Here is a 12,913-nt window from a genome sequence, read left to right on the forward strand (position 1 = left end):
TATCGAGCGGCGATTGACCGCCTGCGGAACCAGGTCTAGGCTTTGCTAGCGCTTTGTTGCGCAAGTAAAAATTGGTCACTCGAGGGTCTCAGGCAACGGAGGTCCATGTGCGTGACGGCGGGCTTGATCGCGCAATTGACGCCGCAGGCGGCGGGGTCCAGCTTGCGCGCAAAATCCACGTCAGCCAGCCTGCGTTTTCGAATTGGAGCGAGATACCCGCTCAGCGGGCGATTGCGGTGGAAGCGGCAACTGGTGTTCCCCGCACCGAACTGCGTCCCGATCTCTATCCTAATCACCATCACGAGGGCACGGCATCGCAACACATCATCGATCCGATCGACGCCGCGCGCGCGCAGGAATATGCCCTTCTCGCCGCCTTGCTCGCGGCTGCGCCGTCCAAGAGCTTGCTCGATCGGCTTGCAGGTTTGAGTGGAGACGGCACGCCACTCGGTCAGGCTCACGCCCGGCTGGCGGAAGCCGCTTCGCGCACGACCGCAGCTCAGGTTGAACGCGAATATTTTGACCTGTTCGTTGGTCTCGGCCGCGGTGAGTTGTTGCCCTACGCCTCCTACTATTTAACCGGCTTCCTCAACGAACGGCCGCTGTCACGGTTGCGGGCCGATCTTGCGGCACTCGGCATCGCGCGCGCTGAGGGTAATTCCGAACCTGAGGATCATGCCGCCATCCTCTGCGAGATCATGGCCGGAATGGCTGATGGCCGCTTGGAAGTGCCATTCGTTGCGCAGCGTGCGTTGTTCGAAAAACACGTTTCGTCCTGGATGGGACGTCTGTTTGCCGACATGGAGCAGGCGGCGAGCGCGGGGTTCTATCGCGCGGTCGGCACGTTCGGCCACCTGTTTATCGAGATCGAGAGACAAGCATTTTCGTTTGCCAAGTGACCAAGCGCAGGCTGGTCCCGGAGAGATGCGATGAGTGATGAAAAGAAGGCGATCGTCGGACGGCGCGACTTCCTTTGCAAGGTTGGCATCGGCACAGTAGGCGCTGGCGCCACGCTGGCGACGCCACTCGTCGGCTCCGCGCAGGCCGACAGCGAGAACAGTGATGAGAAGCGCAAGGCGCGCTACAAGGAATCCGATCACGTGAAGGCCTATTATCGCGTCAATCGGTATCCGACCTGAGGGAGGCTGCTGTGCTTATCAGGCGAACAGAACGACAGTCCGGATCCGACCGCCGCGGCTCAATCGCGGACTCTCTCGCAAGCCAAACCAGCGGCTTTGATCGCCGCGCTTTCCTGCGCCGCTCCGGTCTGGCGGGCGGCGCGCTCGCGGCACTCGGGACCATGCCGATTTCCGGCGTGCGCAAGGCGGACGCGGCCATGGCGGGTCCGCTGACCGCCGGGGCCACCGTCAAGAAAAGCATCTGTACGCATTGTGCTGTCGGATGCACCGTGACTGCAGAGGTGTTGAACGGGGTCTGGATCGGCCAGGAGCCGAGCTGGGATTCCCCCATCAATCGCGGATCTCATTGCGCGAAGGGTGCTTCCGTACGCGAGCTGGTGCACAGCGAACGGCGTTTGCGCTATCCGATGAAGCTCGTGAATGGGCAATGGGCGCGAGTCGCCTGGGAAACTGCGATCAACGAGATCGGCGATAAGATGCTCGAGGTTCGCGAAAAATCGGGGCCAGATTCGGTTTATTGGCTCGGCTCGGCCAAGATGACCAACGAAGGCGCTTATCTGTTCCGCAAGCTCGGGGCGTTCTGGGGCACCAACAACACCGACCATCAGGCTCGCATCTGCCATTCGACCACCGTGACGGGCGTCGCCAATACCTGGGGCTATGGCGCGATGACCAATAGCTACAACGATATTCGCAATGCCAAGACCCAGATGATCATGGGCGGCAATCCGGCCGAGGCGCATCCGGTTTCGTTGCAGCATCTGCTCGAGGGCAAGGAGCTGCAGAAGGCCAACTTCATCGTCATCGATCCGCGCCTGACGCGCACCGCGGCGCACGCGACGGAATATGTGCGGATGCGTCCGGGCACCGACATTCCGGTGCTCTATGGCATTATGTGGCACATCCTCCAGAACGGTTGGGAAGACAAGGAATTCATCAGGCAGCGCGTCTACGGCTTCGATGATCTCCGCAAGGAAGTGGAGAAATGGAATCCGGAAGAGGTCGAGCGCGTCGCCGGCATTCCAGGCGAACAGCTCAAACGGGTCGCCAAGATGTTCGCCACCGAGAAGCCGTCGACGTTGATCTGGGCCATGGGCCAGACCCAGAAAACCGTCGGCACCGCCAATGTGAGGGCAAGCTGCATCCTGCTGCTCTTGACCGGCAATGTGGGCGGACCGGGCATGGGCGCCAACATCTTCCGCGGCCACGACAACGTGCAGGGGGCGACCGACGTTGGGCTCGATATTGTGACGTTGCCGTTCTACTACGGTCTCGCCGAGGGCGCGTGGAAGCACTGGTCGCGAGTCTGGGACGTTGACTACGAGTTCTTGAAGTCGCGCTTCGATTCCAAGCAGATCATGGAGACTCCCGGCATTCCTCTGACCCGCTGGTTCGAGGCGGTGACGCTGCCGAAAGATCAGGTCGCTCAGAAGGACAACGTGCGGGCCGTGTTCGTTCAGGGACACGCCAGCAACAGCATCACGCGCATTCCAGAGTCTCTCAAAGGCCTGAAGGCGCTGGACCTACTTGTCATTGCCGACCCGCATCCCACGACCTGGGCATCGCTGGCGGTCGAGGCCGGCCGCAAGGATGGCGTCTACATTCTTCCGGTGGCCACCCAATTCGAGTGCAAGGGATCGCGCGTCGCTTCGAACCGCTCGCTGCAATGGGGCGAGCAGATCGTCAAACCGATCTTCGAATCCAAGGACGATCTCGAGGTCATTTATCTGATGGCCAAAAAGCTCGGCTTTGCCGATCAGATGTTCAGCAAAATCAAGGTCGACAACAATCTGCCTGAAGCAGAAGACGTGTTGCGCGAGATGAACCGCGGCAGCTGGTCGACCGGATATTGCGGACAATCACCTGAGCGGCTCAAGGCGCACATGAAGAACCAGGCGAAGTTCGACATGCTGACGATGCGGGCGCCCAAGGATGATCCCGAGGTCGGCGGCGATTATTACGGTCTGCCGTGGCCGTGCTGGGGCTCGCCGGAAGTCAAGCATCCCGGCACGCCGCTGCTCTATAACACCAATCTCGCGGTGATGGACGGCGGCGGCACGTTTCGGCCGCGCTTCGGCATCGAGCGCGAGGAGAAGCTGCCAGACGGGTCCACGCGCAAGGTCAGCCTGCTGGCCGACAAATCCTACTCAAAGGATTCCGAGATCCAGGACGGCTATCCCGAATTCACGCTGGCGAGCCTGAAGAAGCTTGGCTGGGACACAGATCTCACCGAAGCGGAGATGGCTACGATCATGAAGGTCAATCCGACCAATCCGGATTCGGTGTCGTGGTCGCTCGATCTCTCGGGGGGCATCCAGCGGGTCGCGCTCAAACACGGCTGCGTGCCCTACGGCAACGGCAAGGCGCGCATGAACGCCTTCGGCCTGCCTGATCCGATTCCGGTCCATCGCGAGCCGATCTATACGCCACGTGTCGACCTCGTCGAGAAATATCCGACCTTGCCCGATGCCAAGCAGTTCCGAATGCCCAACATCGGCTTCTCGGTGCAGAAGGCCGCCGTCGAGAAGGGGATTGCCAAGCAGTTCCCGCTTATCCTCTCGTCGGGCCGTCTGGTCGAGTATGAGGGCGGTGGTGAGGAGACGCGGACTAATCCGTGGCTTGCCGAACTGCAGCAGGACATGTTTATCGAGATCAATCCGGCCGATGCTGCTGATCGCGGCGTCAAGGACGGCGGCTGGGTCTGGGTCACGGGCGCCGAGAACAATTCCAGGGCGAGGATGAAGGCGCTCGTCACCGAGCGGGTCGGCAAGGGCGTCGCCTGGATGCCCTTCCACTTCGGCGGCTGGCTGGCAGGCAAGGATCTTCGCGGCGCCTACCCGAAAGGTACCGATCCGATCGTCCTTGGCGAAAGCGCGAACACCATCACCACCTACGGATACGATCCCGCGACGGGCATGCAGGAGCCCAAGGTCACTCTTTGCCAGATCGCGGCGGCATAGGGAGCAACGACGATGGCACGTATGAAATTCCTCTGCGACGCCGACCGTTGCATCGAATGCAATGCCTGCGTCACCGCCTGCAAGAACGAGCATGAGGTCCCCTGGGGCATCAACCGGCGCCGGGTCGTCACCATCAATGACGGCAAGCCCGGCGAGCGCTCGGTCACGATGGCCTGCATGCATTGCACGGATGCACCTTGTGCGGCCGTGTGTCCGGTGAACTGCTTCTACACCACCGCCGATGGCGTGGTGCTTCACTCCAAGGACCTCTGCATCGGCTGTGGGTACTGCTTCTACGCGTGCCCGTTCGGAGCGCCGCAATATCCCAAGGTCGGAAACTTCGGCTCTCGCGGCAAGATGGACAAGTGTACCTACTGCGCCGGCGGCCCCGAGGCCGACGGCAGCAAGGAGGAATACGAGAAGTACGGCGCGAACCGCCTGGCGGAAGGCAAGCTGCCGCTCTGTGCTGAAATGTGCTCCACCAAGTCGTTGCTTGCAGGTGACGGCGAGATCATTGCCCAGATCTACAAGGAACGCGTGATGAAGCGCGGCTACGGCTCCGGCGCGTGGGGCTGGAAGACTGCGTATCGCGAAACCGTCGAGTCCTGACGTAGGTAGCAGTCAGGGCGCGGCACCGAGGAGGCGCAGATGGCGTCATTTGGAAAGTTCATCCGCCTGGCGTTGGGCGCATGCGCGCTGCTTCTGGTGATCATGGCGGCTCCAGCCAGTGCCCAACAGGTCAACCCGACCGCAAGCTCCGTCAAGGAGCAGCAACTCCTGCAGGAACTGAACCGGATCCAGGGCCGCGTCAGCATTCCGGATCAGAGATCTGGCGTGCTCGAGCAGCCGCAGGGGCGCGAATGGCGGGAGTTTCGCAATGTCACGCTGCGCTGGATCGGCGGCGTCGCGATTATCGGCATGCTGGCGCTGCTCGTGATCTTCTATCTCACCCGCGGCATGGTGCGTCTCGAAAGCGGGCGATCGGGACGCACCATCGTGCGCTTCACCCAGTTTGAGCGCTTCGTGCATTGGATGACAGCTAGCTGCTTCATCATCCTCGCCATCTCGGGTCTGAACATTACCTTCGGGCGGCCGATATTATTGCCACTGATCGGTTTTGAAGCCTTCTCCGAGTGGTCGCAATGGGCGAAGTATGCCCACAATTATCTGAGTTTCCCGTTCACCATCGGCGTCATCCTGATCTTCCTGATGTGGATCGCGGGAAATATCCCGAACAAGGTGGATGTTGCCTGGATCAGGCGGGGAGGGGGCATTGTCGGCCATGATCATCCGCCGGCCTATCGCTTCAATGCCGGCCAGAAGATGATCTATTGGATCGTCGTGATCGGCGGCGGCCTCGTTGCCGCAACGGGATACGCGCTGATGTTCCCATTCTACATGAGTGGCATCGAAGGCATGCAGATGGCCCAGATCATCCACTCCGTGGTGGCCGTACTCTTCGTGGCCGCAATGATTGCGCATGTTTACATCGGCACGATCGGGATGGAGGGAGCTTTCGAGGCCATGGGCTCGGGTGAGGTCGACCTCAACTGGGCACGCGAACATCACAGCCTCTGGCTCGACGAGCAGATGGCGCGAACTGGACCGAACGATCAAACGCCGCAACCCGCGACCGCTGCGGCTGAATGAAAAGGAGCGGATGAAAGAGGCTGGTTCTGGTCCGTTATGCTCTATCGCGTCAGCTCTCTGGCGAACAGGACGGACCGGTCCTCGATCTGTTGCTCCGGCAGGGTGTCCGCTCGGCCTGTTTGCAACTCTTGAATGCTTGGCATCCCACTCTGTGCAGAGCGCAAAAGCGCATGCGATCTGAGCATGCTGCTCGCCACGCTGATGACGAGCAGGGCCGAGACGAGCGAAAGCAGAAGGCGTTTCATTTGACATCTCCATCTGGAGTGGCATCCGCCAGGACGCAGTAAGCTTTAATTCGCCCCGGTGATGTGAGCCGCCTCACACCTTCCGAGCTTTTTCGGGTTCCGACGGCTGGACAAAGGGCGGAGCAGTCCTTGATGGTTTGCGCCTGTTGCCACTTGAGCGCGCTCGCCCGCGCGCAGCTTCAGGTCGCTGTCAAACATGTCGAGGACTGGCTGACCCCACTGGCCAAGCAGCAGGCAGCAAAATGCGCGGCGTCATTTCTCTGTGGGCGGCACTCGCTGGTTATACGTTGTGGCAGGCGATTGTCCTGCCGTCCGTGCCGGCAGACCGAAGTGTTGGAACGTCGACGAGGCAGCGATCGCTGGCGATTGGACAGCGGGGCGCGTAAGCGCAGCCGTGTGGCCGTGTGAATAGGCTTGGCGGTTCACCCGTTTCGATCGCGCCCAGGATCCGCTTCGATGGATCCGGCTTTGGAATTGCTGCCACCAGCGCGCGCGTATACGGATGGAGCGGGTGTTCCAAGACCGTCCGCGTTCCGGCCTGCTCCACGACCCGGCCCATATACATGACGGCAACACGGCTGCTGATCTGTCCGATCACGCCAAGGTCGTGCGAGATGAAGAGCATCGACAGTCTCAGCTGGTCACGCAGGTCCATCATCAGATTGAGCACCTGCGCCTGCACGGAAACGTCGAGGGCCGAGACCGGCTCGTCGGCGATGATGATGGACGGTGTGGGAAGAATGGCGCGTGCGATTCCGACCCGTTGTCGTTGCCCGCCGCTCAGTTCGTACGGATAGCGAGCGGCGAAAGACGGATTCAAGCCGACGCCCGTCAGCGTGGCCGCGATGGCCGCGCTGCGCTCGGCGCGGCTCTTGAAGAAACCGCTGATGTCGCCCGCCTCTGCCACCGAGTCTCCAATTGTGCGCCGCGGGTTGAGCGATGCATTGGGATCCTGGAAAACCATCCGGACGTTCAGACGCATCGCGCGGAGGCTGGAGCTGCCGGCCCCGATCATTTCGGTTCCTTTGAATTTGATGGTGCCGCTGTCGGGCTGGACCAGCCCGACGATGGTTCGGCCCACCGTGGTCTTGCCGCAGCCCGATTCGCCGACGATCCCGAGGACCTCCCCCTCGGCCAGCGACAGCGACACACCATCCACCGCCTGCACCCGGAATTTCCGACCAGCTCGCCTGGCACTGAACGAGACCATCATGTCCCGGACGTCGAGGATGACATTGCCGCTCATGGCAGCTCCCCGCCGGCCAGCGGAAATGCGCAGAGCACCTCGTGCCCTTGGGAGGCCTCCAGGCGAGGCGGGGCCGCCACGCGGCACTCATCGCGCACCGCCGCGCAGCGTAAGGCAAAGACGCAGCCAGCAGCGACCGTACCTGGCACCGGCGGCTGACCTGAAATGGTTGGCAACCGGCGCACGCCGGAATTTCGCGACGGCATGCAATCCATCAGGCCGCGGGTGTAATGGTGACGCGGTTCGCCGAACAGCGCATCGACTGCCGCGGTTTCCACGATTCGGCCGGCGTACATGACAGACACGCGGTCGGCGAGCTGCGCAATGACTCCCATGTCGTGGGTGATGAACAATATTGCCATATCGAGGCGATTGCAGAGCTCGCGCAAAAGCCCGAGAATCTGAACCTGTATGGTGACATCCAGCGCTGTGGTCGGTTCATCCGCGACCAGCACCTGTGGCCTGCAGGCCAGCGCAATCGCGATCATGACCCGTTGGCGTTGACCTCCAGACAACTGATGCGGATACGCCGACAGCTGCATTCCGGGGTCGGGCATACGCACCAGCTCGAGCAGTTCGCGCGCACGGGAGAGCGCCGCCGCGCCCGAAATTCCCTCATGCACGCGCACGGCTTCGGCGATCTGATCGCCGATCCGACGAACCGGGTTGAGTGAGGTCATCGGCTCCTGAAAGATCATGGCCATGCGGCCGTGGCCCGCTTCGACACGTTGCCAGGGCTGCAACTGCGTTACGTCGCTGCCCTCCAACAGGACCCGCCCGGCCCGGACCCGGGGACCAGGCTGCGGCAGCAATCCCATGACCGCAAGCGAGGTCATGCTCTTTCCGCAGCCGGACTCGCCGACGAGACCGAGGATCTCGCCCTTGGCCAAGCCGAAGGACACGCCCGCGACGATGTCGACCGGCGCGGTTTCCGGCCCCACTGACACCGTAAGGTCGCGAACGCTCAGCACAGCCTAACCCTTCTCACCAAAGACTTGACGGAACCGCGGATCGAGCCGATCGCGCAATGCGTCGCCGACCAGGTTCAGAGAAAATGCCGTCGCCACGATCATCATGCCCGGGAAGAAGAGCAGCCACGGTGCGCGCGTGATGAAGGTGCGCGATTCCGCCAGCATGTTGCCCCAGCTCGGAATCTCCGGCGGGGCGCCGAGGCCCAGGAAATCGAGTGAAGCCGCGCCAAGCTGCGCGAACGCGAAGACGAAGCTGGCCTGTACGAGAAGCGGTGAGACCAGGTTCGGCAAGATGTGCCTACTGATGAGCCATACGGTTCCAGCGCCCATGCTACGGGATGCTTCGACATAGGTTTCCGCGCGCAAGCGCAGCGTCAGACCGTAAACAATGCGCGTCGTCGTCGTCATGTAGCCGAGCCCGATGGCCAGAATGACAGTGGCCACACTCGGGCTCAAGACGACGATCAGGCCAAGTGCGAGAAGCAGAGTCGGGAAGGCCATCAGCACGTCGACCATGCGCATCAGCAGGTGACCCAGCCGCGGGAATAGAGCGGAAAGTACGCCGGCCGGAACACCTGTCGCGAGGGCGAAGACGACCACGCCCGAGCCGATCAGAAGGGCCATGCGTGCTGAATGAATGGTGCGCGACAGGGTATCCCGGCCGAATTGGTCGGTGCCGAACCAATGGGTCACGTTTGGTGGCGTCAGGCGGATCAGCGGATCGATGGCGTACGGATCGTAAGGCGACAGCCAGGGAGCGAAGGTCGCGGCGAGCACAGTCGCCAGAAGGACCCCGAGCCCGGCCAGCGCGATCGGGCGGGCGATGAACGGCTTGAGCCACAAGGTCGCGCTGTTGCTGCTCATTGAAGTTCGACCCGCGGATCGAGCAGACGGTAGCTCAGATCGACGATCAGATTGACCAGGAGATAAATCACGACGATGACCAGGATGACGCCCTGGATCACCGGGTAGTCCCGGCGGAGGATCGACTGGACGACGAGGCGGCCGATGCCGGGCAGGGCAAACACGGTTTCGGTCACCACCGCTTCGGAGAGCAGCGCAGCGAAAGTGAAGCCGAATGCCGAAACGACCGCCAGCAGCGCATTGCGCCAGATGTGGCGGCGCACGACCTGCCAGGGCCGGATTCCCTTTGCACGCGCGGTGCGCACGTAGTCCTCGCGGGAGACGTCCAGCATGCTGGCGCGCGTCAGCCGCAGGATCAAAGCGGCATTCGGCGCCGCAAGCGCCAGGCTGGGGAGGACGAGATAGCGGAGATTGACGACACCGCCTTCGAATATCGACGGATATCCGGAACTCGGAAACCAGCCGAGCCAGGCGGCAAAGATCAGGATCAGATAGAGCCCGACCCAGAACGTGGGTATCGAGGCCATCAGCATCGCCGCGCCGGACAGTCCCTGGTCGAGCCATGTGCCGTGCCGGACCGCCGCAATCATGCCGATCGGCACACCGATGACCGCAACCCAGATCATCGTCATGATGGCGAGCAAGGTGCTGGTCTCGGCACCATCGGCAATCACTGACAGCACGGGCGCCTGAAAGAAGATCGACCGCCCAAGGTCGCCCTCGAGCACATGGCCGGTCCAATTGAGATATTGCAGGATGATCGGTTGGTCGAGACCGAGTTGGTGTCGCAAGGCGTCGATCTGGTCGGGAGTCGCGGTGTCACCGAGCAGGACATAGATGGGATCACCCGGCACGATATGGATGAACGCGAAGATGATGACGGACGCTGCCAGAAGCGTCACCGCTGTCGTTCCTGCGCGCTTGAGTGCGTAAGACCACATGTGATTGTGCGCCTGATCAGCGGCAACGATGCGCGCCGGCGCCGGCACCGGCGCCCGACAGTCCTCGCGGCCTCATTTCCCGTCCTTATTTCGTGGACACATTCCAGAAGACGGGACCGTTCGGGTTGAGTCCCCTGAGCTTGGGAGAGGCAATGTCATAGGTGTAGGCATCGCCCACTTTCATGACCGGTACCTGTTCATAGATCAGCGACTGGATCTTGTCCCATGTCGACTTCCGAGCGGCTGGATCGGTCGTGTTGATCAATTCAGCCCGAAGCGAGCCGATCTCCGGGCTATCCCACCAGCCGGGATAGCTTGCATTCAGGAACGTGAGCAGCAGCGGGTCGGGCGCTAAGGAATGGTGGGTGACAAAGATGTCCCACTGTTCCGGCTGGCCGCGCATCTTCAGAAGAGTCGCCCAATCGACGACCATCATCTGAACATTGATTCCGGCGTCGGCCAGCTGGCGGGTGAAGACAGAGGCTTCGTCATAGTGTGCCTGGTAGTTCGTCGATACCAGCAGGCGGATCGGCGTCCCCGTGTAGTCTGCCTCCTTTGCGAGCTCCTTGGCCTTCTTCGGATCGTGCGCACTGTAATTGGAGGCGCCTTCCGTCGAATACCAGGGCGTGCCCTTGGGAAAGATCGATCCCTCGGCGTTCCACAGGTCCTTGGGGCCGAAGGCGACGCGCAGCGCCTGCGACTTTTCCAGCGCGGTCTGGATGGCGCGGCGGAGCTTGTAATTGTCCTTCAGGATCCCCTGCTTCGAGTTCATGAAGAAAAGGCCGAAGATCGGCGCGTTCGTACGCTGCACTTGAACCGATGGGTCTTTGCTCAGGGACTCGTACAGATCGCCAGAGATCATTTCCGCATAGTCGTAGTCGCCCGCCTGCACGCCACTCACACGCGTGCCGACGTCAGGCACCGGAATGAACCGAATCTTGTCGAAGCTGGCGAGGCGGGCGCCGGCGAAGCCGTCGCCCTTTTCCTTCACCGGCTTGTAGCCATCGAACCTCTCCACCTCGACATAGCGGTTCGGCCGCCACTCCACGAACTTGTAAGGTCCGGTGCCGATATAGTCCTTCTGCTCGATTGGCCGGTTCCCCGCATTGGCGGCTATGTCTTCCGGATAGATCGCAAGACCGCCATTGACGTCCGCAATGAGAGCCTTCCAGGCGCCATTCGGCGCGGACAATTTCAGCGTGACTTCATACTTTCCGGTCGCCTCGACCGATGTGGCCGCGGCCATCAGGAGCTTGCCGCGCGCACCGAAATTGCCCCATCGCGTCATCGAGGCGACCACGTCCTTGGCGGTCATCTCCTTGCCGTTGTGGAAGAGGACGCCTTCGCGGAGCTTGATGACGATGGTCCGACCGCCGTCTTCCGCGCGATCGTTCTCGGCCAGCATCGGACGCGGCGTATAGGTCGAGTCTAGTGCATACAGGGTCTCGAAGATGTGGCGGCCGATGACCGATGCGACGTCGGCTGTCGTCAGCATGACATCGAGGGGCGGCGGTTCGCCGATGGTGGCTTCGCGCAGCAGGGTGGCGGCATTGGCCTGCGCAATCAAGAACGACGCGGTGGCGAGCCCTACGACGCCACGCATCAAGACACTTGGACCGTATCTCATGATCGCTCCTCCCGCCCTTTTGAGCCGCCTGCTTCCCGGTGCAGGGGATGTGCCTTTCAGCTGTTGGGTCTGACGGCACTTGATTGTTTGAAAGTTACATACAGAATTCGGCAATTATCAAGCGAAAAATGCTATTCCTGATGAGGCATACCGATATAGGTTTGATCGATGCTGAAGGTTTCTTACGGTAGCTTCGTGCCAAGGGCGCAGGTTGATCTGACCTAGGGAAGGGCGGGCAATGCCGCGTGCAAAGCGAAATTACCCGGCAAGAGCCGTTGGTGCAGCGGTCTCGAAGCTGCCCGGCGACGACAATGTCGTGGCGGGCGACATCATCTCCCTGATCAGACAGAGCGCTCCGAGTCTCAGCCCGTCGGAGCAACGCGTTGCCACGGTGCTGCTGGCCGATATCGAGTTTGCCGTTCACGCCAGCAATTCCGAGCTGGCGCGCCGGGCGCGCGTCAGCGAGCCGACGGTAACCCGGTTCAGCCGCTCCGTCGGCTGCCGCGGCGTCCGTGACCTCAAGGTGAGGCTGGCTCAAGCAATGGCGGTTGGGCGGATCTACGTCGAATTGCCCCCGCATGTCGGGACGGATCTGGCGCGCCCCGCGCTCTGGCGGTCGGTGTTTCAAGAGATTCGCCGTGCGATTGCCGCGGCCGAGGAGGGACTTCGGAAGGAGGACATCGAGAGGGCTGCCGAAGCTATCTCCCGTTGTTCGAAGCTTGCCGCGTTCGGCGTGGGTGGCGGTTCGAGCCTTGCGGCGGCGGAGGTTCAGAACCGGTTCTTTCGTCTTGGGATCGCCGTCTCCCACGCCTCCGATCCGAGGTTGATGCGCATGATCGCCGCGACCCTTGGCCGGGACGATGTCGTCGTTGCCATCTCGACCACCGGTGCAGCGAACGAAGTGATCGAGGCCGCCGGTATCGCCAAGCAATATGGCGCCTTGGTGGTCGCAATTACCAGGCCACAGAGCAGGCTGGCTTCGATCGCCGATATTGCGCTTGGCGTGCACGTGCCCGAAGCGCCCGACGCGCTCAAGCCGACGGCGTCGCGCTATTTGCTTCTCGCCACCATCGATCTGCTCGCCGCCTCCACCGCCTATTGCAAGCCACTCGAAGCCCAGGCACGCATGCGGCGGATCAAATACGAGTTGCTGAAGGGGAACGACGGGGATGCCAAAGGGCCGCTGGGGGACTGATTCAGGTCCACCAACCGTGAGGCCCGATAAGCCGGATCTGCCAACCGCCATGCCGTGACGGCGATCAATCGCGCT

Annotated in this window: 12 protein-coding genes; 6 read left to right on the top strand and 6 right to left on the bottom strand. The window is 61.9% G+C overall.

The genetic code is table 11. From position 1 onward, the window contains the following. The first annotated feature begins 107 nt into the window (after window positions 1–107). Genes IVA82_RS35230 through IVA82_RS35250 form a run of 5 tightly spaced genes read left to right on the top strand, consistent with a single transcriptional unit; the run spans window position 108 to window position 5,749 of the window. Entirely contained in the window at window positions 108–899 is a 792-nt protein-coding gene (locus IVA82_RS35230; protein WP_247389936.1) for a molecular chaperone TorD family protein, read from the top strand. A 30-nt stretch (window positions 900–929) separates the two neighbouring features. Further along, on the top strand, window positions 930–1,139 hold the full coding sequence (locus tag IVA82_RS35235; protein WP_247389937.1) for a twin-arginine translocation signal domain-containing protein: 210 nt from the start codon (window positions 930–932) through the stop codon (window positions 1,137–1,139). An 11-nt stretch (window positions 1,140–1,150) separates the two neighbouring features. Continuing rightward, complete coding sequence (locus IVA82_RS35240) at window positions 1,151–4,099, top strand: formate dehydrogenase subunit alpha (protein ID WP_247389938.1); 2,949 nt, start codon at window positions 1,151–1,153, stop codon at window positions 4,097–4,099. Between the two features lie 12 nt (window positions 4,100–4,111). Next, window positions 4,112–4,708, top strand: a complete 597-nt coding sequence (gene fdh3B, locus IVA82_RS35245; protein WP_247389939.1) for a formate dehydrogenase FDH3 subunit beta — start codon at window positions 4,112–4,114, stop codon at window positions 4,706–4,708. Between the two features lie 39 nt (window positions 4,709–4,747). Beyond that, window positions 4,748–5,749, top strand: a complete 1,002-nt coding sequence (locus IVA82_RS35250) for a formate dehydrogenase subunit gamma (RefSeq protein WP_247389940.1) — start codon at window positions 4,748–4,750, stop codon at window positions 5,747–5,749. A 41-nt stretch (window positions 5,750–5,790) separates the two neighbouring features. Here IVA82_RS35250 and IVA82_RS35255 read toward each other — a convergent pair whose 3' ends face one another. From IVA82_RS35255 to IVA82_RS35280, 6 genes are all read right to left on the bottom strand, one after another. Then, a complete protein-coding gene (locus IVA82_RS35255; protein WP_247389941.1) occupies window positions 5,791–5,994 on the bottom strand; it encodes a hypothetical protein in 204 nt (67 codons plus the stop codon). A 280-nt stretch (window positions 5,995–6,274) separates the two neighbouring features. Further along, the gene (locus IVA82_RS35260; RefSeq protein WP_247389942.1) at window positions 6,275–7,240 is read right to left on the bottom strand and encodes an ABC transporter ATP-binding protein; all 966 of its coding nucleotides are present in this window, start codon (window positions 7,238–7,240) and stop codon (window positions 6,275–6,277) included. Then, on the bottom strand, window positions 7,237–8,211 hold the full coding sequence (locus IVA82_RS35265; protein ID WP_247389943.1) for an ABC transporter ATP-binding protein: 975 nt from the start codon (window positions 8,209–8,211) through the stop codon (window positions 7,237–7,239). Before IVA82_RS35265 ends, IVA82_RS35260 begins: the two co-directional genes overlap by 4 nt. A 3-nt stretch (window positions 8,212–8,214) precedes the next feature. Further along, entirely contained in the window at window positions 8,215–9,075 is an 861-nt protein-coding gene (locus IVA82_RS35270) for an ABC transporter permease (protein WP_247389944.1), read from the bottom strand. Continuing rightward, complete coding sequence (locus IVA82_RS35275; RefSeq protein WP_247389945.1) at window positions 9,072–10,016, bottom strand: ABC transporter permease; 945 nt, start codon at window positions 10,014–10,016, stop codon at window positions 9,072–9,074. Before IVA82_RS35275 ends, IVA82_RS35270 begins: the two co-directional genes overlap by 4 nt. A gap of 85 nt (window positions 10,017–10,101) precedes the next feature. Continuing rightward, window positions 10,102–11,643, bottom strand: coding sequence for an ABC transporter substrate-binding protein (locus IVA82_RS35280; protein WP_247389946.1), 1,542 nt, complete (start codon window positions 11,641–11,643; stop codon window positions 10,102–10,104). A 238-nt stretch (window positions 11,644–11,881) separates the two neighbouring features. Here IVA82_RS35280 and IVA82_RS35285 point away from each other — a divergent pair, with 238 nt between their 5' ends. After that, entirely contained in the window at window positions 11,882–12,838 is a 957-nt protein-coding gene (locus IVA82_RS35285; RefSeq protein WP_247389947.1) for a MurR/RpiR family transcriptional regulator, read from the top strand. Window positions 12,839–12,913 lie beyond the last annotated feature (75 nt).

This window comes from Bradyrhizobium sp. 142 (genome assembly GCF_023074015.1).
GTDB lineage: Bacteria > Pseudomonadota > Alphaproteobacteria > Rhizobiales > Xanthobacteraceae > Bradyrhizobium.